Raw genomic sequence first — 19734 nt, 5'->3', positions numbered from 1 at the left:
GACGACTCTCGTACGCCGCCCGACCGGTTCGGAGTCCGGCAGGTGGACATCCGGTGAACGACTCGACAATCGTGCCCCGCAGGCCTGCTCCGGCGGTACGGCAGGCGGCGTCGACGACGAGCCGGCCGGTCCCGGCTGCCATGCTGACGCCGTGATCCCCAGCTCGCGTCGTACGATCCTGCTCCTCCTCGGGTGTGTCGTCCTCGGCACAGGAGTTGCCCTCCTCCTGGCCGCCGACCTCGGGTCCGACGGCTACTCCACGTTCGTCAACGGGCTCACGCGCAGGACCGGTGCCGCCTTCTGGGTCGTGAACCTCCTGGTCGGCGTCGCCCTCGTCGCGCTCGCCGCGCTGCGCAAGGTCCGCCCGGGCGTCGGCACCGTCGTGCAGGTCGTCCTGGTGGGGGTGACGGTCTCGGTCGTGCTGGGTCTGCTGCCCACGCCGGACGCCACCGTCTGGCAGGTGCTCCTCCTGGTCGCGGCGTTCCCGGTGCTGGCGGTGGGCATCGCCCTCTACCTCGGCAGCAACACCGGCGCCGGGCCGGCCGAGGCGGCCGCGCTCGCCTGGGACCCGCCGGTGCCGTTCCGGTGGAGCTACAGCGCGGTGCAGGGCGGGGGAGCGCTGGCCGGGTGGCTGCTCGGGGCGACGGTGGGGGTGGGCACGCTCGCCGTCATCCTGCTCCTCGGTCCGGCGGTGGACCTCGCCGCCCGCCGGTTGCGGCTCGACCTCCGCCAGCAGACGGATCCGCGAGGAGCGGAGACGTCCTGACGGCGGTCGTCGTCCCCGCGGTCAACGTCCCCGCAGTGGTCGGCCGCACCGGGCGCCGCTGACGGCCAACTACCCCGCCGCGGCCTCGTTCTCGAGCACCACGGCCAGTCCCTGACCGACACCGATGCAGATGGCGGCGACGCCCCAGCGGTGGCCGTCGGCGCGCATGGCCTCCGCGAGGGTGCCCAGGACGCGACCGCCCGATGCGCCCAGCGGGTGGCCGAGGGCGATCGCGCCGCCTCGCGTGTTGACGACCTCGGGGTCGGACAGCCCGCGCTCCAGCCACGCGTCGACGCAGACGAGCGACTGGACCGCGAACGCTTCGTTGAGCTCGACGACCCCGACGTCGGACCACGTGATGCCCGCCCGGGCGAGTGCCTTGTCGGCGGCCTCGACAGGGGCGTAGCCGAACCGGTGCGGCTCGACGGCGTGCGTGCCGCGCCCGGCGATGCGCGCCAGCGGCTCGCGCCCGATGCGGTCGGCCGCTCCGGCCGAGCCGAGCAGCACCGCGGACGCGCCGTCGCTGAGCGGGGAGGCGTTGCCCGCGGTGATGGTCCCGTCCGGTCGGAACGACGGCCGGAGGCCGGCCAGCGACTCGGCCGTGGCGTCGGGACGGATCCCCTCGTCGCGGGCCAGGTCGACGCCCTCGACGGGCACGACGAGTTCGTCGTAGAACCCCGCCTCCCACGCCTCGTGGGCCAGCCGGTGCGAGCGCACGGCGAAGGCGTCCTGCCGCTCGCGGGAGACGTCGTACGCCTCGCAGAGCTGCTCGTTGGCCTCGCCGAGGGAGACGGTCCACTCGGCCGGCATGCGCGGATTCACCAGGCGCCAGCCGAGGGTGGTGGAGACCAGCTCGGCGTTGCCCGCCGGGAACGCCCGCTCGGCCTTCGGCAGCACCCACGGGGCACGGGTCATGGACTCGACGCCGCCGGTCAGGACGATGTCGGCGTCACCGGTCTCGATGGCGCGCGAGCCGGCCATGGCGGCGTCGAGGGACGACCCGCAGAGCCGGTTGACCGACGTGCCGGGCACCGACACCGGGAGCCCGGCGAGCAGGGCGGCCATCCGCGCGACGTTGCGGTTGTCCTCACCGGCTCCGTTGGCGTTGCCGAGCACCACCTCGTCGACGTCGGCTGAGTCGAGCCGCGTGCGCTCGAGCGCCGCCCGGAGCACCCCGGCCGCCAGGTCGTCGGGCCGGGACGTCGCCAGCGCCCCGCCGAAGCGTCCGAAGGGCGTGCGCACCGCGGCGTAGACGTGGGCCTGGGACGTGCTCATGCAGCCATCTTCGCCGATGGCCGCAGCGGCCCGGCCGGCGACACCTGCCGTGCCGCGGGAGGACCGCGATCGCGGGGTCGCAGCGCACTGCGCAAGGGCTGCGACCCCGCGAGGGGAGGGGGATCAGGCCGTCAGCTCGGCGTGGTCCCCGGTCCGGCTGGAACCGGACTGCGTGATCTCGATCTTGCGGGGCTTGGCCCTCTCGGCGACCGGGACGACCAGGCGCAGCACACCGTGCTCGTAGGAGGCGTCGATGCGCTCGAGGTCGAGGTTGTCGCCCAGCACCAGCTGGCGGCTGAACGCGCCCCTCGGCCGCTCGGCGGCCAATGCCTCCCAGTCGCCGTTGCGGGCGACGCGCTCGGCACGCACGGTCAGCACGTTGCGCTCGACGTCGAGGTCGATGCTGTCGGGGGTGACGCCCGGCAGGTCGAACTCGATGACGAAGCGGTCTCCCTCGCGCCAGGCGTCCATCGGCATCACCGCGGGACGGTTGGTCGTGCCCATGAGCTGCTGGGCGAGCCGGTCGAGGTCACGGAACGGGTCGGTGTTGCGAAGCAGCATGTCGTCTCCTCCTGGTTCTGCCGGGTGGACCTCTGGTCCACGACCTGTAGTTGCTGTTATAGGTTTCTTATAGCCAATGGATGAGGCAAGATCAAGCCGAGCGGCTAGGGAATTTCGTCGGAGGAGGTGCGAGTGACAGCCAGCGACCACGGCGTGTACGCCATCTCCGTCGCGGCCTCGATGGTCTCGATGGAGATCCAGAACCTGCGGGTCTACGAACGGCGCGGGCTGCTCACGCCCGACCGCACAGCGGGCGGCACGCGCCTCTACAGCGCGGACGACGTGGCCCGCCTCGAGAGGATCCGCGACCTGCTGGCCGACGGCCTGAACCTGGCGGGCATCGCCCGCGTGCTGGAGCTCGAGGACGAGGTGCAGGAGCTGCGGGCCCGGCTGGACGACGCGCTCGCGGACCCCAACAGCAGGGACTCAGCCTGACGCCGGCGCGCTGGTCAGCACCCGCACCGCGAAGTCGGTGGTGAAGTCGTTGTCGAGGAAGCCGACGACCCGCGTCACGCGGTCGAGGTCCAGCGGGAGCAGTCCGCGCGACCCGGGGACGTCCGGGGTCAGGCCGAGGTCGAGGTCGTCGCGGCCGGCCATCATCTGCACGTTGAACTCGTAGCGCTCGCGGGCGCCCGGCGCCAGCAGTCGGCGCACGACGGTGGCGCCGACGCGGCGGCCACCCGTCTCGGCCGACCAGTCGTCGAGGGCGGCGAGGAGCGAGCGACCCTCCTGGTGGTCGACGTCGGCCCACACGGCGTCCATCGAGCCGGCGACGTCGAGCAGGATGGCCGCGGTCTTCTCGCCGATGCCCTGCACGCCGGGCAGGTTGTCGCTGGCGTCGCCCCGCAGGGCGGCGAAGGCCAGGTAGTTGGAGGGACGGACGCCGTACATGGTGAACAGCCGGGCGGGGTCGAGCATCGGCGAGCCGTGGATGCCGCCGTCGATGAGGCGCAGCACCCGGGTGTGGCGGCTGATGTGCGCGAAGGCGTCGCGGTCGGAGGTGATGATCACGCAGTCCCAGCCGTTGGCCGAGGCCCAGGTGGCGCCCGAGGCGTTGACGTCGTCGGCCTCGAGCCCGGTCGGTGTCAGCGTCGCCAGGCCCAGCGCGTCGAGGAGCGCGCCGGCGCGGTCGAGCTGGTCGACGAGTTGCGGGTCCTTCTCCGCGCGACCGGCCTTGTACGCCGGGTAGGCCTCGCGACGGATCGACGAGGTCCGGTCGTCGAGCCCGAACAGCACCGCGTCGGGGGCGAAGGAGTCGATCGACTCGAGGATCTGCCGCAGCATCCCGTGCAGCGCCCAGATGGGGCGCCCCGAGCGGTCCCGCAGGCCGGTGTGCGAGCGGGCGTGGTGGTTGCGGTGCAGCAGCGACGGGGCGTCGACGACGAGCAGCAGCCGGCGGGTGCGGGTCATCGAGGGGCGAGGCGCGCCGGGCCGGTCATGGGCCCACGATAGCCAGCCCGTCGGACGACCGCCCGGGCCCTAGGCTCGGACCGTCCGACCCGGACACCGGCACATCCACCACCGAGGAGAGACGTTGATCTTCATCACCGCGAAGTTCCCCGTGCTGCCCGAGCACGCCGACGACTGGCCGGAGATCTCCCGTGCCTTCACCGAGGCGACGCGTGCGGAGGAGGGCTGCCTGTGGTTCGACTGGTCGCGCAGCCTCGACGACCCGCACGAGTACGTCCTGGTCGAGGCGTTCCGCGACGGCGACGCCGGAGCGGCCCACGTCGGGTCCGACCACTTCAGGGCCGCGCAGGCGGAGCTGCCGCGCTACCTCGCCCGGACCCCCGACATCGTCAGCACCGAGGTCGACCAGGACGGCTGGAACGAGCTGGGCGAGCTCCGCGTCGGCTGAGCCACCGGTGGGGCGACCGACCCAAGAGGGTGGGGCGTCGCGTCCCGGTCATGGGCACCATGGGAGACATGGCGGCTGAGCGGACCGAGGAGGTCGAGCGGAGCTTCGAGGTGCCGAACGGAGCGATCCTGCCCTCGCTCACCGGCGCCGCTCCGGGACTGGTGATGGGCCAGGCGAGCGAGATCGCCCTCGACGCGGTCTACTTCGACACCGCAGACCTCGCGCTCGCGCGGCGCGGGGTGACGCTGCGCCGGCGTACCGGTGACGAGGACGCCGGGTGGCACGTGAGGCTGCCTGTGTCGAGCGACGTGCGCACCGACCTCCGCTGGCCGCTGGGCGCGAGGAGCGCCTCGGTCCCGAAGTCCGTGCCGAAGTCGGTCCAGGCCCCCGTGCGTGCGTGGGTGCGGAACCGGCCGCTCGTCCCGATCGCGACCGTCACGACCCGGCGACTGCGACGCCCGATCAGCGACGAGACCGGTGGCCTCCTCGGGGTGCTGTGCGACGACGAGGTCAGCTCGGTCCGGCTGGTGGGTGACCGGCTGGAGCAGCGCTGGCGGGAGTGGCAGGTGGGGCTCGCCGCCGGAGGACCCCACGACGGCCCGGCGCTCCTGGACCTCGTGGCGACGCACCTGCGCGACGCCGGCGCGGAGGCGTCTCCCGGTGCCTCGACGCTGCGGCGGGCGCTCGCCGACCTGGCCCCGGACCCCCCGCGAGGCGTCGTCGTGCACCGGGACTCGACCATCGAGCAGGTGCTGGTCGGGCGGCTGCTCGACCTCGCCTCGCACCTGCACGACCACGACCGCCGGCTCCGCGCCGACGAGGCCGACACGGTCCACGGGATGCGCGTCGCAGCCCGGCGGATCCGCTCGGCGCTCCAGACCTTCACGCCGCTGCTCGAGCGCGACCGCTCGGACCGCCTCGTCGGCGAGCTCCGCTGGCTCGGGCAGGTCCTGGCCGGGGCCCGCGACGCGGAGGTTCTGGGCAGGCGCCTGGCCGACCAGGTCGCGGAGCAGCCGGCCGAGCTCGTTCTGGGTCCGGTCGCGGCCAGGATCCGGACGGACCTGCGGGCGAATGAGAGGACGGCACGCGCGGCCGCCGTCGCCGCGCTGGACGACGAGCGGTACTTCGCCCTGCTCGACGAGCTCGACGCCTTCGCCGAGGCGCCTCCGTTCGTGGCGGATCGGGACGAGCCGGCGGCGTCGCGGCTCCCGGACCTGGTGGGGCGCGACGCGAAGCGGTTGCGTCGGGCGGTGGCGGAGGTGGGCGCGGACGAGGAGCCGCACGCCCGGGCCGCGTCGCTCCACGAGGCGCGCAAGAAGGCCAAGCGCCTGCGCTACGGAGCCGAGGTGGCCGTCCCCGTCCTCGGCAAGAAGGCCCGGCGGCTGGCCCGCGGCGCGAAGCGGGTGCAGCGCGCCCTCGGGAGGCACCAGGACGCCACTGTCGCCCGGGAGTACCTGCGCGAGCAGGGCGTGCGGGCCCACCTCGACGGCGAGAACGGGTTCACCTTCGGCCGCCTCCACGCCCTCCAGGACGCGGAGGCGCAGCGAGCCGAGGACGACTTCTGGCGGGAGTGGGACGACCTGCCCGTCCGGCGCGTGCGACGCAGGCTGGCACGCCGGTGACCGACCGGGACGTCACCGACGTGGACCAGCGGCTCGAGGCCGCGATCCTCGACCTCCTCGCGCGACGGGCGCCGGGGGCGACCATCTGCCCGTCCGAGGCCGCCCGCGCGGTCGCGGAGGCGGACTCGTGGCGGGAGCTGATGGAGCCCGCCCGCCGCGCCGCGGCACGGCTGGTCGACCGGGGCGAGGTCGACGTCACGCAGGGCGGCGACGTCGTGGACCTCGCCACGGCGCGAGGGCCGGTGCGGATCCGCCGGCGGTGAGGGGTCAGGTGCCGCAGAACGTCGTGTAGGCACCGAAGGACTCGGGGGCCGGCTCGGCGTAGCGCTCCGCGCCCGGGCGTACGTCGTAGGGCGCGGACAGGACGTCGAGCAGCCGCTCCAGCGGCTCGAGGTCGCCGGCGGTGGCGGCCGCGAGGCTCTCCTCGACGAGGTGGTTGCGCGGCACGTAGACCGGGTTCACGCGGTCCATCACCTCGGCGTCCGGGCCCACCGCGAGCCACCGCTCGGCCCAGGCGTCGAACCCGGCCAGGTCGAGGACGAGTCCCCGTGCCGGCTCGGCGTCGCCGCGAGCGGCTGCTCCGAGGTGGCGGAAGAACGTCGTGTGGTCGACGTGGTTGTCCTGCGCCAGCTGGACCAGGTCGCCGACGATCCCGGCGGCCACGTCGTCGGCGAGGCCGTCGGGGAGACCCAGCTTGGCGCGCATGCCCCGCGACCAGGCGGCGGAGTACTGCGTGCGGAAGGCGCCCAGGGACTCGCTGGCCAGGGCCACCGCCTCGTCCTCCTCCTCGGCGAGGAGCGGCAGCAGCGCCTCGGCGAAGCGGGCCAGGTTCCACTCCGCCACGAGCGGCTGGTTGCCGTACGCGTAGCGGCCGCCGGTGTCGATGGAGCTGTAGACCGTCGCCGGGTCGAACGCCTCCATGAAGGCACACGGACCGTAGTCGATGGTCTCGCCGCTGATCGTCGTGTTGTCGGTGTTCATCACGCCGTGCACGAAGCCCACGAGCATCCAGGAGGCGACGAGGGAGGCCTGGGCCGCGACGACCGCCTCGAAGAGCGCGAGGTGGGGGTGGTCGGCCTCGGCCGCGGCCGGGTGGTGCCGGGCGATGGCGTGGTCGGCGAGCCGGCGGAGCAGGTCGGTGTCCCCGGTGGAGCGGGCGTACTGGAAGCTGCCCACGCGCAGGTGGCTGCTGGCGACCCTCGCCAGCACGGCGCCGGGCAGGACCTCCTCCCGGTACACCTGCCGCCCGGTGGCGACGACGGCCAGCGACCGGGTGGTGGGGATGCCGAGGGCGTGCATGGCCTCGCTGACGACGTACTCGCGCAGCATGGGGCCCACGGCCGCCAGTCCGTCGCCGCCGCGCGAGAACGGCGTCCGGCCGGAGCCCTTGAGGTGCAGGTCGCGCGGCCTGCCCGACCGGTCGACGAGCTCGCCGAGCAGCAGGGCGCGCCCATCGCCGAGCCGGGGGGAGTACCCGCCGAACTGGTGGCCGGCGTAGGCCTGCGCGACCGGGGTCGTCCCCTCGGGCAGCCGGGTGCCGGTCAGCAGTCCGACGCCCTCCGTGCCGCGCAGCCAGTCGGGATCGAGGCCGAGGTCGTCGGCCAGGGAGTCGTTGAGGACCAGCAGCCGCGGGTCGGGCACCTCGTCCGCGCGCCACGGCAGCGCGAGCTCGGGGAGCTCCCGCGCGAATCGGTCGTCGAGGGTGAGGGTGGTCGGCGTCGTCGGCGTCACTCCTTCGACGATACGTCGCGACGGTGAGAGCGCCCGGCCGAGCGGCGCCGTGGCGCTGCCGCGGGTCGCCCTGCACGGCGGCGCCGAGGGGGCCCGTGCACCGTCGGTCACCACGCCCGGCGGGCCTGCGTGCGGTCTGCGTGTGAAGCGGCGCGGACGGGGTACCGAGGCCGAGACGTCGAGCAGCGGCGTCGCCATCTCCGCGTGGAAGGCGCCGTCATGCGCCGAGCAGAACCCGTTCACGTCGTCCCCGGCCTGACTCCCGACGAGCACTGCGCCGTTCACCACTTCATCCGCGTCCACGGGCGGCGTCCCAGCCCGGCGGAGCTGCGTCGCGAGCTGCAGGCCGCCGAGCCGCAGCGGGCGGCTTCGGCCGTCGCCGTCGCCGGCGCCGTGAGGCGCGAGGTGGCTCGACTCCTCGCCCGCTTGTGATCGTAGACGTGCCGTGCGCGACCGGCGTGCCGGTCGGACCGCATGCCTGACCCTTCCCGCCCCGCCGCAGAGCCCGGCCCTGCGCGCGGACCGGTAGGGTGGCCCGCGACCCTGTCGAGACACCGGCGAGGCGCGAGCGGACACGTGGTGGAGGAGCAGGGGACATGGGCGACGCACGAGAGCTGGTGAGCGGGTTCACCCAGCTTGCGCAGGCGCTGGCCGCCGCGCCGGACGAGGCGGCCCGGCTGCAGATCGGGGTCGACAGCGCGGTCACGCTGGTCAACCGCTGCGACCACGCCGGCATCACGATCAACTCCCGGGTCGGGGTGGTCACCAAGGTCGGCAGCGACGACGTCGTGCGCCGCGCCAACGACCTGCAGTACCAGCTCGGCGAGGGGCCGTGCCTCGACGTCCTGCGCGACCAGGACACGCTCATCAGCACCGACCTCATGAGCGAGCGCCGGTGGCCCCAGTGGGCCCCGCGCGTGCACCGCGACCTAGGCGTCCGGTCGATGATGTCGTTGCTCGTCTACACCGACCGGGTCTCCTATGGCGCGCTGAGCCTGTACGCCCGCTCCACCGACGGCTTCGACGCCGACGACCTCGCCGTCGGACAGGCGGTCGCGGGCCACCTCTCGGTGATCATGTCGGCCGGTCGGGAGATCGACCAGCTGGGCATGGCCCTGCAGAACCGGACGATGATCGGGCGGGCCCAGGGCATCTTGATGGAGCGCCTGGACATGACCGAGGACCAGTCCTTCGACTACCTGCGCCGGGTCTCGTCGAACGCCAACCGCAAGCTGGTCGACGTCGCCAGCGAGATCGTCCGGACGCGCCAGCTGCCCCTCGTGGCCAAGCGACGGGACGACGAGGCGGCCTCCGACATCGCCATCGCGGCGCCGGCCGGCGCCGGAGGCCCGTCCTCCGGGGCCGTCGCCGTCACCATGTGACGACCCGCGCCCTCAGTCGTCGAGGTGCAGCCCGACGACGACGTGGGCGAGCACCGAGACGCGGATCCCCGCTCGGCGCGCCGCGTCCTCCAGCTGCTCGCGTGCCTCCTCGGGTGTGATCCCGCGCTGCTCGGCGATGATGCCGGTCGCCTGGTCGAGGACCAACGACTCCTCGAGCCGCTCGGGCGCCTCCTCGGCGGCGGCGCGCGTCGAGAAGGACAGGTCGGCGTTGGTCACCGCGCCCGGCGCCCACGCGGCGAAGACGTCGGCCAGCTCCTCGTGCCGGTCCTCGAAGGTGTCCGGCGCCCCGCCGTAGAGGTTGACCGTCGCGACCACCTCGTCGTCCCGGACGACGGGAAGCGTCAGGGTGCTGTGCACGCCCGCAGCGGCACTGGCGCGGGCGAAGTCCTGCCACCTCTCCTCGCTGAGCAGGCCCTCGGGTGAGGTCGAGATGCCCCGGTCGAGGTCGATGGCCTCGACGCACGGACCGCTGTCGACGTACTGCACGGCGTCGAGGGTCGCGATCTCCTCGTCGGTGGCCACCAGGGTGAAGGTGACGCCGGCGTCGCGGGCGGCGATGCTCACCCCGACCAGGCCGGGAGCCACCTCGCGTGCCCGGTCCGCGGTCGCGGTGAGCCGTTCGGCGAGGTCCTCGTCGTCGGGATCGAGCCGCAGCTCGTCGAGCGCCTCCAGCGTCTCCGGGATGGGTTCCACACGGCGACGTACCCGGTCCCGTCGCCGCCATGCGGTCCGGCGCGTTCTGCCCGCGGCGGATCCGCCCGGAGCGGATCTCCCTGTGGCGGGAGCCGTTGCCGGGCCAGGGTGGAGCCATGACCATCACCACCACGTCCGAGCGCATCGAGGACGAGCTCGTCCGGCGCCTGATGCACCAGCGGATCATCGTCCTGGGGGAGGAGCTGGGCGAGGGGAACGGCAACCGCCTCATGCACCAGCTCCTGCTGCTCTCCGCCGAGGACCCGGAGGCGGACATCAGCCTCTGGATCAACTCCCCGGGCGGGTCCGTCTCCTCGATGCTCGCCATCCACGACGTCATGACCCTCATCCCGAACGACGTCAGCACCCTCGCCATGGGCATGGCGGCCAGCGCGGGCCAGTTCCTGCTGTCCGCCGGCACGCCCGGCAAGAGGTACGCCCTGCCGCACGCCCGCGTCCTGCTCCACCAGGGCTCCGCGGGCATCGGCGGCACGGCGGTCGACATCGAGATCCAGGCCGCCGACCTGCGACACACCCGCGACACGGTGCTGGGGCTCATCAGCCGGCACACCGGCCAGAGCCGGGAGACCGTCGAGCGCGACTCGCGGCGCGACCGCTGGTTCAGCGCGCGCGAGGCCGAGGCCTACGGCTTCGTCGACCGGGTGATCAGCACCGTCGACCACGTGACGCCGGCCCGCCGGCGCCCGGCGGGGCTCGGAGGTGTGCGATGAGCGGCTACACCATCCCGTACGTCGTCCAGCAGACGCCGCGGGGCGAGCGCACCCTCGACCTGTACTCGCGGCTGCTGTCCGAGCGGATCGTCTACCTCGGCACCGAGATCGACGACGGCGTGGCCAACGCGGTGATCGCGCAGGTGCTGCACCTCGCCTCCGAGAACGCAGACCGGCCCATCAGCCTCTACATCAACTCGCCCGGCGGCTCGATCACTGCGATGCTGGCTGTCTACGACGCCATGCAGTTCGTCCGGCCGCCGGTCGAGACGGTGTGCGTGGGCCAGGCGGCGTGGACCGCGGCCGTGCTGCTCGCGGGCGGTGCCCCCGGGAGGCGGGCGATCCTGCCGCACGGCCGGGTGGTGCTGCACCAGCCGGCGACGCAGGGTCGCGGGACCGTGCCCGACCTCATCCTCGAGGCCGAGGAGGTGGCGCGGGTGCGCCTGCTGCTCGAGGAGGTGCTCGCGCAGCACACCGGCAGGACGGCCGAGCAGATCCGGCAGGACACCGACCGCACGCTCGTGCTGCCCGGCGTGGCCGCGGTGGACTACGGCATCGTCGACACGGTCCTCACCGAGCAGGCGTCGGCCCTCGGCTGAGCCGCTCGCGACGGGCGCCGCCGGCGGCCGGTTGCCGTGGTTGGGCCGGGTGCCGTGGTGGCCAGGTGCCCTGGTGGGCCGGTTGCCGTGGTGGGCCGGTGCCGTGGGTCAGGCGGCGAGGCAGAGCGCGTCGGGGCGACTGGCGCGACCGGCCAGCTCGCGGACGTCCAGGTCGAGAGCCCCGGCGATCGCCTGCAGCATCTCCGACGACGGGTCCTTGAGACCGCGCTCGACCTCGGAGAGGTACTGCACCGACACCCCGGCACGCTCGGCCACGTCGACCAGCCGCTCCTCGCGGCGGGTCCGTTCGCGGTGCAGCTCGCGACCGACGAGCTCGCGCCACAGGGGCTCGGGCGCCGCCGTCCGGGTCTGCTGTGCCGGCAACCGCAGGATCTCGCCCATGCGCCGAACCTAGCGGCCGTCCCTCGTCCCCCTCCAGCGGTTCCGCTCAGGGCGGAACGGCGCCAGGCGAGGGGCGGCCCGGACGCCCGTGTCTTGAGCGCCCGGGCCTGGGGCGTCAGGCACTCGCGATTGCCAGACGTCCTGCCGCACCCGTACCCACGTTCCGCCAGTTCACGCCGACGCGAGCAGCACCGCTCGTCGCCGCCGGCCGCGCGGGGCGCGGGTGCCGGCGGCCGCCGGGATCGTCCATCGGGCCCCGGGGCACCATCGCGTCGGGCCGACGGCGGCGGGCCCGACCGGCGTCAGGCAGCCGGGACCGGCTCGGTCAGGTCGGCGCGCAGCCGCGCCAGGATGCGAGTGAGGATCCGGGACACCTGCGCCTGGGTGAGCCCCACGCGGTCGGCGATCTCCTGCTGGGTCCGCTCGTCGATGAAGCGCCACTGCAGGATCCGGCGCTCGCGCTCCGAGAGCCGGCTGATTGCCGTGTCAAGCACGAGGCGCGCCTCGAGCGAGGCGATCCCCCGGTCCTCCCAGCCGAGGAGGTCAGCGAGCGTCCCCTGTCCCTCTCCGGCGTGGCTGTCGATCGAGGTCGGCCGGAAGCAGCCGTCGGCGGACAGGGCCTCCACCACCTCGTCCAGCTCGACGTCCAGGTGCGCCGCCAGCTCGCTGGGCCGGGGTGAGCGGCCCAGCTGCGCGTGCAGCTCGTCCTGCGCCGTCCCGAGGCGCACCTGCAGCTCCTGCACCCGTCGCGGCACGCGGATCATCCACCCCGAGTCGCGGAAGTGGCGGCGCAGCTCGCCGCGGATCGTCGGCACGGCGTACGACAGGAAGTCGTGCCCCGCTGCGGCGTCGAAGCGCTGCGCGGCCTTGGTGAGGCCGACCAGCGCGACCTGCTCGAGGTCGTCGAGGTCGATGCCGCGGTTGCGGTAGCGGGCCGCCATCGTGCGTGCCATCGCAATGTTGGCCTCGATGAGCTCGTGGACCAGGGTGCTGCGCTCGGCTGCGGTGGTGCGCTCGCGCAGCCCGGCGGTGACGACGTCCGTACGTCGCGCCCGCTCCCTGCGCTCGGCCGACACAGGGTGCGCGGATCGTGCGGGGGCCTGCGCAGTGCGCAGGGGGGCAACGGTGGTGGCCACGGCTTCTCCTCAGGTTCGGTCGAACGTGTCGCCGCTCGATGTAAGCGTGGACAAACCATGTACGCCCGGAGGGTGCCGCGAACAGCCGAAAAACGAAAAGCATGGACAAACCGTGGACAGACCGCTGCGCCGGCGGTGAGTGGGACAGGTTTCAGGACGGCGAAACCTGCCTCACGCACCGGCGCTGCGGGGGAGCGGTGAGTGAGGCAGGTTTCAGGACGGCGAAACCTGCCTCACGCACCGGCGCTGCGGGGGAGCGGTGAGTGACGCAGGTTCCAGGACGGCGAAACCTGCCTCACGCACCGCTCGGCGGGAGAGCGGTGAGTGAGGCAGGTTCGAAAACGGCGAAAGCTGCCTCACGCACCGCTCGGCGGGGGAGCGGTGAGTCACGCAGGTTCCAGGACGGCGAAAGCTGCCTCACGCACCGGCGGGCGGGGGAGCGGTGAGTGAGGCAGGTTCCAGTACGGCGAAACCTGCCTCACGCACCGCCCGCCGGGGGAGCGGTGCGTGCGGCAGCCTCCGTGCGGTCAGGAGGCGTTGGGGTCGCTGCCTCCGCTGGTGTCGCCCTGGGGGCTGGTGTTGTCCGTCCCGCCGAGGTCGCGGAGCAGCTCGTGGCAGCGGTGCGCCCTGCGGGTGTCCTCCTCCATCACGTCCCGGAAGAACTGGGCGATGTCGTCGCGCCCCGCGTTCTCGGCGTCCCGGACGTACTGGCCGTAGTCGTGCCCGGCCTTGAGCGAGTGGTACTGCACGGACACCAGGTCGTAGGTGACGTCGTCGAATCCGGTCTCTCCTGTGGCCATGGCCGTTCCTTTCCTGTCGGAAGTGGTGGTCCGGACTCGGTACCCCGTCGCTGCTGGATGACTCAGGCCCGGAACGGGTACCTGATGACGCACGCCCGTTCACCCGTTGATCGCACACCGGAGGTGACCCATGCCCGGCAAGCAGGAGCTGCCGTCGACGCTGGAGCGCTCGCCGAAGAAGGCGCAGCGCACCTGGATCGAGGCACACGACTCGGCGGTGGAGGAGTACGGCGAGGGCGAGCGCGCCCACCGCACCGCGTTCGCCGCCCTCAAGCACTCGTTCGAGAAGGTGGGCGACCACTGGGAGGCCAAGGACGAGAAGGGCCCCTCCGACAAGCAGGCCGCGAAGTCCGGCGCGGCGGCGCGCAAGGGCGGGAAGACGTCGGAGGGGGTCGACGCGAACGCCACGAAGGCCCACCTCATGGACCTGGCCCGGGAGCTCGACGTCACCGGCCGCTCGCGCATGACGAAGGACGAGCTGGTCGAGGCGATCAAGAAGGCGAACCGTCGGGAGACGCGGAAGAGCCGGAGCTGAGGTCGCGCCCGACCGTGGCCGGTCACGCACCGACCGCGGCGGGCGGGCTCAGCCGACGGGGCCGTCGCGCCGGTCCACCTGCACCCGGTGGCCGGAGCGGATCGCCGTCGCGAGCTCCTGCAGCGTGGTGTCGCTGGGCGCGAGGCCGCGGTCGCGCAGCTGTGCGAGCAGCTCCTGCTCCACGTCGATGTCCGGAGACCTCGTGTACGCCGTCGCGGTGGCGTCCACCGCCTGCTGGGCGGCCTGCGCCGCGTGCGGGTCCGGCTCGCCACCGATCGTCTGGATCTCCATGCCGCGGCAGTACCCGCCGCCCGTCGTGCGATCCCCGCTCGTTCTACGCCGAGGCGCCCCGCGGGCGCGCCCGTCCGGCAGTGCCGGCCCGGACGAGAACCCAGGGACGTCGTCGTACCCGGCCAGCCGCGCGGTCTCGAGGAAGGCCGCCGAGGCCGCGACGAGACGCAGCTCCCCGCCCCGCTGGACCAGTGCCCGGGCCTCGTCGCGCAGCACGTCGAGGCAGCCGGCGTCGATGACGTCGACCTGGTGCGCGTCGAGCTCCACCACGACGCACCCGCGCAGCCGCAGGCACGTGAGCACGTCGTTGAGGTGGTCACGGTGGTCGAGGTCGAGCGCGCCGGCCATGCGCACCAGCGCGCGCGGAGGTCGGACGGTGAACGTGAGGACGGGTCGCACGTCGGACATGCGCAGCCCTTCGCTCGGAGGAAGGGCGGCCGTGTGCTCGACCGTCTCCGCCAAGGCTACGCCCGGGCGTGACGCACGTCATGCTCTCCGTCGCGAGCCGGACCGGTCGGGCAGGCCGTGCCGGGGCCAGTCGTCAGCTGCAGGACGGGCAGAGCCCGAACAGCTCGACCACGTGCGTGACGTCGGTGAACCCGTTGTCGTCGGCCGCCTGGGACGCCCAGCGCTCGACGCTGGGGCCGTCGATCTCCACGGTCAGGCCGCAGCTGCGGCAGACGAGGTGGTGGTGGTGGCGGGGACCGCACTTGCGGAACAGGACCTCCCCGTCGCCGGTGCGCAGCGTGTCCACCTCGCCCGCCTCGGCCATCGCCTGGAGGGTGCGGTAGACCGTGGCCAGGCCGACGCGGTCGCCCGAGGCGCGCAGGTCGTCGTAGAGCTGCTGCGCGCTGCTGAACGAATCGGACGCAGCGAGGTGCTCGCGCAACGCCCGCCGCTGACGGGTGTCCCGGCGACCCTTCTCGCCGAAGGCGCGGGGGGTGGTCTCGGTCGGCATCCCTCCAACCTACCGGGACGGTGGCGGAGGAGGGCCAAGCGCCGGTGGGTGCCGCTCAGGCGCGTTCGTCCGGTGCCGACGCGCGGCGCTGGAACCATGTCGAGCTGATGTCGCGGTCCCACTTCCGGGCGTGGTCGACGAACGTGCCGACCTCGCGGAAGCCGTGCTTGCGGTGGAAGGCGACCAACGCCTCGTTCGGCAGGGCGACGCCGGCGAGGAACGTGCGCGTGCCGTGTCGCGCCGACCGGGCCAGGAGCTCCTGGTAGAGCGCGGATCCCGCGCCGCGGGCGCGTCGCTCGGGGTCGAGGTAGACCGACATCTCCACGGTGGCGTCGAACGCCGGTCGCGGCCGGTAGCGCAGGGTGGCGGCGTAGCCGATGACGTCACCCGCCTCCACGGCCACCAGGAGCTGGTGAGCGGTGTCCTCGGAGAAGCGCTCGGTCCAGGCCCGGACCTCGTCCTCGGTCGGGGGAACGACGTCGAAGGTGGAGTGCGTGTGGAGGACGTAGTGCGCCCGGATGGCCGTCAGGGCCGGCACGTCGCCGGGCTGGACATGACGGACGGATGGCTGGGTCACGCGAGGCGCCCGTCGTCGAGCCGGAGGACCCGGTCGGCCGCCCGGATGCTCGCGTCGTCGTGGGTGACGCACGCGACGGCCGCGCCCCGCGCGGCCTCCTCGGCGAGGAGCTCGCGGGTCCGGTCGCGGCTGGAGCGGTCCAGGCCGGCGGCCGGCTCGTCGAGCAGCAGGATGTCGGCTCGCTGCACCAGTCCCTGCGCGAGCAGGGCGCGCTGTCGCTGCCCGCCGGACAGGGTCGCCAGCGGGCGCTCCTCGAGGCCGGAGAGGCCGACCCGGTCGATCGCCTCGTCCACCGCGCCCGGCGTGACAGAGCGGTGTGAGCCGCGGCCGCGCCGCGCCCAGGTGCCCATGGACACCACGTCGTGCACCGTCACCGGCAAGGTGTCGGGAGCGGCCGGGCGCTGCACGACGAGCGCGAGCGTGCCGTCACGCCGGACGACGCCTCGCCGCGGCGGGCGGACTCCGGCCAGGAGCTCGACCAGGGTCGACTTCCCGGCGCCGTTCGGCCCAGCGACCGCCGTGACCGTGCCACGCCGCAGCGCCACCGAGACGCCGTGGAGCACGTCGCGCCCGTCGTGGGCGTAGCAGAGGTCGTGGGCACGGATCGCGTCGAGCGTCGGGGAGGGCATGGGCACAGCATAGCGATTGGTAATCATTCTCAATATTGTCTACGGTGATGTCGATGTCCCTCCTCACCGAACCCTTCGGCACCGAGTTCATGCTGCGCGCGCTGCTCGGCGGCGCGCTCGTGTCCGTCATCTGCGGCATCGCCGGCACCTGGGTCGTCATCCGCGGGATGGCGTTCCTCGGCGAGGCGGTCGGCCACGGCATGCTGCCGGGGGTCGCCCTGGCCACGGTGGTCGGAGCTCCGGTCCTGCTCGGCGGCGTGGTCAGCGCGACCGCCATGAGCGCCGCGATCGGGGCGCTGCAGCGCCGGGGTCGAGTGTCGTACGACACCGCCATCGGGCTGCTGTTCGTCGGGATGCTCTCGCTCGGCGTGATCATCGTGTCGCACTCGAGGAGCTTCGCCACCGACGCGACCGCCCTGCTGTTCGGCGACGTCCTGGCGATGGAGGACGCCGACGTCGTCGTCCTGGTGGTGGCGCTGCTCCTGACCGCCGCCATCGCCGCCGGGTTCCACCGCTCGTTCGTGGTCGCGGCCTTCGACCCGCGCGTCGCGCAGACCCTCGGGCTGCGCCCCGGGCTGGCGCAGGTGGCCCTGGTCGCGCTCGTCACCATCGCGGTCGTCGCCTCCTACCAGGCCGTCGGCACGCTGCTGGTCATCGGCCTGCTCCTCGGCCCCGTGGTCGCGGCGAACCGCTGGACCCGCCGGATCCCCACGACCATGACCCTCGCCGCTGCCCTCGGCTGCCTCTCGGTCGTGGTCGGACTGCTGGTGTCGTGGCACGCCGCCACCGCCGCCGGCGCGTCCATCGCCTGCGCCGCCATCCTCCTCGCCGCGCTCTCCGCCGCGCTGCGAGGCGTGGTCGACCTCGCGCGGGCGCGCTCGGCCGACCACTCCCACCAGCAGCCCGTCGACCCGGCCCCAGCCGTCGCGACGCCCTCGAAAGGAACCGCGTGAACCGCCGTCCCCTCGCCCCCTGTCTCGCCGCGGTGCTGCTCCTGGGCACCGCGTGCTCCCCGAGCGACCCCCCGGAGGCCGGCCGGGACGCGGCCGGCGCCCAGCCGTCCTCGACGTCGGGCCCCGGCTCCGACGACTCCTCGGGCGACGACCACGGTGCGGTCGACGGGGCCGAGGAGGTCGCGGAGCCGCCGCTCCACCTGCTGACGCTGGACGCGGCGGGAGGGGTCGGTCTCCTCGACCTCGTCGACGAGACCGCGACCGTCGTCGGGACGATCGAACCTCCGGTGGCCGCGTGGACCGACGGTCGCTACGTGTTCGCCGCGACGTCCGGAGGCGTCGAGGTCGTGGACAGCGGCATGTGGACCTGGGACCACGGCGACCACTTCCACTACTACCGCTCCGCGCCCGAGCTCGTCGGCGCCGTGCCGGGACGCGGCGTGCCGGTCGTCGCCCACGGACGCGTGTCCACCGCAGGCAGCACCGGGATGTTCTTCCCGGAGTCCGGGGAGGCGGTCCTGCTGGACAACGCGGCACTCGACGCCGGCCGGGTGGAGGAGCGCTTCCGACTCGACCTCGGCGGGCGCGAGGGACTGGTGGCACCCCTGGGCGACGGTGCCGTGGTGACCGTGCCGGACCGCTCCGGCCGGGTACGGGCCGTGCGCCGCGTCGCGGCCGACGGCACGGCGGTCGACGGCTCGCACGAGCGGTGCCTCGACGCACGCGGCAGCATCAGCACGGCGGTCGGGCTCGCGATCAACTGTGCCGACGGCGCTCTCCTCCTCGTCGAGGACGGCGACGAGTGGGTGCCCGAGCGCATCCCGTACCCACAAGGTGTCAGCGCCCCGCCCGCCACCGACTTCCGGGCCCGCGAGGGGCGCCCGACCGTCGCCGCCCTCGCCGGGCGCGTCGGCTTCTGGCTGCTCGACACGAGGGAGCGGCGCTGGGACCTCGTCCGGACCGACGGCGGCCTGCTGCAGGTCGTCGCCTCCGACGACGAGGAGGGGCACGTGGTCGCCCTCGACCGGGCCGGGCGGGTCCGGGTGTACCTCGCCGGGTCGGGGGAGCAGGTGGCCATCACGCGGCCGCTGGTCGCTGCGCCCGCCGGCGCCCGCCACCCGGTGCCGCTGCTCGTCGTGGACGACCAGCGCGCCTACCTCAACGACCCGGAGGGCGGCCGCGTGCTCGAGATCGACTACGCCGACGGTGCCCGCGTCGCCCGCGAGCTCGTCCCCCCGACCGCCGCCCGCTTCTTCGCGGAGGTGGGTCGATGAGCGCACGCCGTCCCCTCCGTCGTGCGGTCGTCCCGGCAGTGCTGCTCGCTGCCGCGACGCTCGCCGCCTGCGCCGAGGGCGGGGACGACGGACCGCACGTCATCGTCACCACCAACATCCTCGGCGACGTCACGTCCCGGCTGGTCGGCGACACCGCACGGGTCACCACGCTGATGCGGCCGAACGCCGACCCGCACTCGTTCGAGATCTCCGCGCGGGAGGCCGCGCAGCTGCGCGAGGCGGACCTGGTCGTGTCCAACGGGCTGGCCCTGGAGGAGGGTCTCCAGCAGCACCTCGACCGGGTCGAGGACGCCGGCGTGGACACCTTCGTCGCGGGGGAGCACATCGACGTCCTCACCTACTCCGAGCAGGCCGGTGACGGCGCCCCGGACCCGCACTTCTGGACCGACCCCGCGCGGATGATCGACGTCGTCGACGCCCTCGAGCCGGCCCTCGCCGGGATCGACGGCATCGACGAGGCGGCCCTCCGGTCCCAGGCCGCCGACTACCGGGCGGAGCTCGAGGCGCTCGACGAGGAGATGAGCGAGTCGTTCGCCTCCATCCCCGACCCGCACCGGGCGCTGGTCACCAACCACCACGTCTTCGGCTACCTGGCCGAACGCTTCGACTTCCGGCTCGTCGGTGCCGTCGTCCCCGGCGGCACCACCCTCGCCTCGCCGAGCGCCTCCGACCTCGACGGCCTCGCGTCGGCGATCGAGGAGTCCGGCGTGCGGACGATCTTCGCGGAGTCCTCGCAACCACACCGGCTCGTGCAGGTGCTCGCCGACGAGGCCGGCGTGGACGTCGAGGTCGAGGAGCTCTTCACCGAGTCGCTCACCGAGCAGGACGGTGGCGCGCCGACCTACCTCGACATGCAGCGCGCCAACACCGAACGGATCACCAACGGGCTCCGATGAGGAGCCCACGACAGAGAGGAAGC

Annotated in this window: 25 protein-coding genes; 13 read left to right on the top strand and 12 right to left on the bottom strand. The window is 73.7% G+C overall.

Annotation, left to right across the window (positions count from 1 at the left end; all coding sequences use genetic code 11):
- The first annotated feature begins 151 nt into the window (after positions 1-151).
- Positions 152-766, top strand: coding sequence for a hypothetical protein (locus J3P32_RS17120; protein ID WP_210441431.1), 615 nt, complete (start codon positions 152-154; stop codon positions 764-766).
- A 69-nt stretch (positions 767-835) separates the two neighbouring features.
- Here the strand turns inward: J3P32_RS17120 and J3P32_RS17115 are convergent, their stop codons facing one another.
- Together J3P32_RS17115 and J3P32_RS17110 are read right to left on the bottom strand one after the other, a co-directional pair.
- Positions 836-2041: a thiolase family protein gene (locus tag J3P32_RS17115; RefSeq protein WP_210441430.1), complete on the bottom strand. Its 1206-nt coding sequence runs from the start codon at positions 2039-2041 to the stop codon at positions 836-838.
- Between the two features lie 123 nt (positions 2042-2164).
- On the bottom strand, positions 2165-2602 hold the full coding sequence (locus J3P32_RS17110) for an Hsp20/alpha crystallin family protein (protein ID WP_282594235.1): 438 nt from the start codon (positions 2600-2602) through the stop codon (positions 2165-2167).
- A gap of 132 nt (positions 2603-2734) precedes the next feature.
- Between J3P32_RS17110 and J3P32_RS17105 the strand changes: the two genes are divergently transcribed.
- Positions 2735-3037: a MerR family transcriptional regulator gene (locus J3P32_RS17105; protein WP_307807900.1), complete on the top strand. Its 303-nt coding sequence runs from the start codon at positions 2735-2737 to the stop codon at positions 3035-3037.
- Here the strand turns inward: J3P32_RS17105 and J3P32_RS17100 are convergent.
- Positions 3029-4012: a 5'-3' exonuclease gene (locus tag J3P32_RS17100; protein ID WP_210441429.1), complete on the bottom strand. Its 984-nt coding sequence runs from the start codon at positions 4010-4012 to the stop codon at positions 3029-3031. The genes J3P32_RS17105 and J3P32_RS17100 overlap by 9 nt on opposite strands.
- 124 nt (positions 4013-4136) lie before the next feature.
- Between J3P32_RS17100 and J3P32_RS17095 the strand changes: the two genes are divergently transcribed.
- From J3P32_RS17095 to J3P32_RS17085, 3 genes are all read left to right on the top strand, one after another.
- The gene (locus J3P32_RS17095; protein WP_210441428.1) at positions 4137-4460 is read left to right on the top strand and encodes a putative quinol monooxygenase; all 324 of its coding nucleotides are present in this window, start codon (positions 4137-4139) and stop codon (positions 4458-4460) included.
- A gap of 68 nt (positions 4461-4528) precedes the next feature.
- Positions 4529-6082 (top strand): CYTH and CHAD domain-containing protein, encoded by a 1554-nt coding sequence (locus tag J3P32_RS17090; protein ID WP_210441427.1) that lies wholly within the window; start codon positions 4529-4531, stop codon positions 6080-6082.
- Positions 6079-6345, top strand: coding sequence for a DUF3253 domain-containing protein (locus tag J3P32_RS17085; RefSeq protein WP_307807899.1), 267 nt, complete (start codon positions 6079-6081; stop codon positions 6343-6345). Before J3P32_RS17090 ends, J3P32_RS17085 begins: the two co-directional genes overlap by 4 nt.
- Positions 6346-6349: 4 nt before the next feature.
- On the opposite strand, the gene J3P32_RS17080 is transcribed toward J3P32_RS17085, so the two are convergent.
- The gene (locus J3P32_RS17080) at positions 6350-7813 is read right to left on the bottom strand and encodes a protein adenylyltransferase SelO (RefSeq protein ID WP_307861746.1); all 1464 of its coding nucleotides are present in this window, start codon (positions 7811-7813) and stop codon (positions 6350-6352) included.
- A 219-nt stretch (positions 7814-8032) separates the two neighbouring features.
- Between J3P32_RS17080 and J3P32_RS17075 the strand changes: the two genes are divergently transcribed.
- Positions 8033-8245: a hypothetical protein gene (locus tag J3P32_RS17075; RefSeq protein ID WP_210441673.1), complete on the top strand. Its 213-nt coding sequence runs from the start codon at positions 8033-8035 to the stop codon at positions 8243-8245.
- A gap of 164 nt (positions 8246-8409) precedes the next feature.
- On the top strand, positions 8410-9195 hold the full coding sequence (locus tag J3P32_RS17070) for a GAF and ANTAR domain-containing protein (RefSeq protein ID WP_210441425.1): 786 nt from the start codon (positions 8410-8412) through the stop codon (positions 9193-9195).
- Between the two features lie 12 nt (positions 9196-9207).
- On the opposite strand, the gene J3P32_RS17065 is transcribed toward J3P32_RS17070, so the two are convergent.
- Positions 9208-9909 (bottom strand): GAF and ANTAR domain-containing protein, encoded by a 702-nt coding sequence (locus J3P32_RS17065; RefSeq protein WP_210441423.1) that lies wholly within the window; start codon positions 9907-9909, stop codon positions 9208-9210.
- Positions 9910-10025: 116 nt separating this feature from the next.
- On the opposite strand from J3P32_RS17065, the gene J3P32_RS17060 reads away from it, so the two are divergent.
- The gene (locus J3P32_RS17060) at positions 10026-10640 is read left to right on the top strand and encodes a ClpP family protease (protein WP_210441420.1); all 615 of its coding nucleotides are present in this window, start codon (positions 10026-10028) and stop codon (positions 10638-10640) included.
- On the top strand, positions 10637-11239 hold the full coding sequence (locus tag J3P32_RS17055) for a ClpP family protease (RefSeq protein ID WP_210441418.1): 603 nt from the start codon (positions 10637-10639) through the stop codon (positions 11237-11239). The genes J3P32_RS17060 and J3P32_RS17055 overlap by 4 nt, the downstream gene beginning before the upstream one ends.
- 108 nt (positions 11240-11347) lie before the next feature.
- Here the strand turns inward: J3P32_RS17055 and J3P32_RS18320 are convergent, their stop codons facing one another.
- From J3P32_RS18320 to J3P32_RS17040, 3 genes are all read right to left on the bottom strand, one after another.
- Positions 11348-11641, bottom strand: a complete 294-nt coding sequence (locus J3P32_RS18320; RefSeq protein ID WP_210441417.1) for a helix-turn-helix domain-containing protein — start codon at positions 11639-11641, stop codon at positions 11348-11350.
- Positions 11642-11943: 302 nt separating this feature from the next.
- Positions 11944-12777, bottom strand: a complete 834-nt coding sequence (locus J3P32_RS17045) for a SigB/SigF/SigG family RNA polymerase sigma factor (RefSeq protein ID WP_210441416.1) — start codon at positions 12775-12777, stop codon at positions 11944-11946.
- Between the two features lie 527 nt (positions 12778-13304).
- Positions 13305-13577, bottom strand: coding sequence for a ferritin-like domain-containing protein (locus tag J3P32_RS17040; RefSeq protein ID WP_210441415.1), 273 nt, complete (start codon positions 13575-13577; stop codon positions 13305-13307).
- A 130-nt stretch (positions 13578-13707) separates the two neighbouring features.
- Between J3P32_RS17040 and J3P32_RS17035 the strand changes: the two genes are divergently transcribed.
- Positions 13708-14112, top strand: coding sequence for a ChaB family protein (locus J3P32_RS17035; RefSeq protein ID WP_210441414.1), 405 nt, complete (start codon positions 13708-13710; stop codon positions 14110-14112).
- A gap of 48 nt (positions 14113-14160) precedes the next feature.
- Here the strand turns inward: J3P32_RS17035 and J3P32_RS17030 are convergent, their stop codons facing one another.
- The 4 genes from J3P32_RS17030 to aztA all read right to left on the bottom strand — a co-directional run bounded on the left by J3P32_RS17030 (position 14161) and on the right by aztA (position 16567).
- Positions 14161-14811 (bottom strand): STAS domain-containing protein, encoded by a 651-nt coding sequence (locus J3P32_RS17030; protein ID WP_210441413.1) that lies wholly within the window; start codon positions 14809-14811, stop codon positions 14161-14163.
- A gap of 133 nt (positions 14812-14944) precedes the next feature.
- Positions 14945-15361 carry a Fur family transcriptional regulator gene (locus J3P32_RS17025; protein WP_210441412.1) on the bottom strand — a complete coding sequence of 139 codons (417 nt, stop codon included), beginning with the start codon at positions 15359-15361 and terminating at the stop codon, positions 14945-14947.
- Positions 15362-15416: 55 nt separating this feature from the next.
- The gene (locus tag J3P32_RS17020; RefSeq protein ID WP_210441410.1) at positions 15417-15938 is read right to left on the bottom strand and encodes a GNAT family N-acetyltransferase; all 522 of its coding nucleotides are present in this window, start codon (positions 15936-15938) and stop codon (positions 15417-15419) included.
- Positions 15935-16567, bottom strand: coding sequence for a zinc ABC transporter ATP-binding protein AztA (aztA, locus tag J3P32_RS17015; RefSeq protein ID WP_210441409.1), 633 nt, complete (start codon positions 16565-16567; stop codon positions 15935-15937). Before aztA ends, J3P32_RS17020 begins: the two co-directional genes overlap by 4 nt.
- A 53-nt stretch (positions 16568-16620) precedes the next feature.
- Between aztA and aztB the strand changes: the two genes are divergently transcribed.
- From aztB to aztC, 3 genes are read left to right on the top strand one after another with little or no spacing between them, the layout of a single operon-like run.
- Positions 16621-17520 (top strand): zinc ABC transporter permease AztB, encoded by a 900-nt coding sequence (aztB, locus tag J3P32_RS17010; protein ID WP_210441407.1) that lies wholly within the window; start codon positions 16621-16623, stop codon positions 17518-17520.
- Positions 17517-18794, top strand: a complete 1278-nt coding sequence (locus tag J3P32_RS17005) for an ABC transporter (RefSeq protein WP_210441405.1) — start codon at positions 17517-17519, stop codon at positions 18792-18794. Before aztB ends, J3P32_RS17005 begins: the two co-directional genes overlap by 4 nt.
- Positions 18791-19711, top strand: a complete 921-nt coding sequence (gene aztC / locus J3P32_RS17000) for a zinc ABC transporter substrate-binding protein AztC (RefSeq protein WP_210441403.1) — start codon at positions 18791-18793, stop codon at positions 19709-19711. The genes J3P32_RS17005 and aztC overlap by 4 nt, the downstream gene beginning before the upstream one ends.
- Positions 19712-19734: the final 23 nt, after the last annotated feature.

The sequence above is a fragment of the Nocardioides xinjiangensis genome, assembly GCF_017916385.1.
Classification (GTDB): Bacteria; Actinomycetota; Actinomycetes; order Propionibacteriales; family Nocardioidaceae; genus Nocardioides; species Nocardioides xinjiangensis.
Note: the sequence above shows the minus strand (reverse complement) of the source record. Positions and strands in the feature narration are given on the sequence as shown.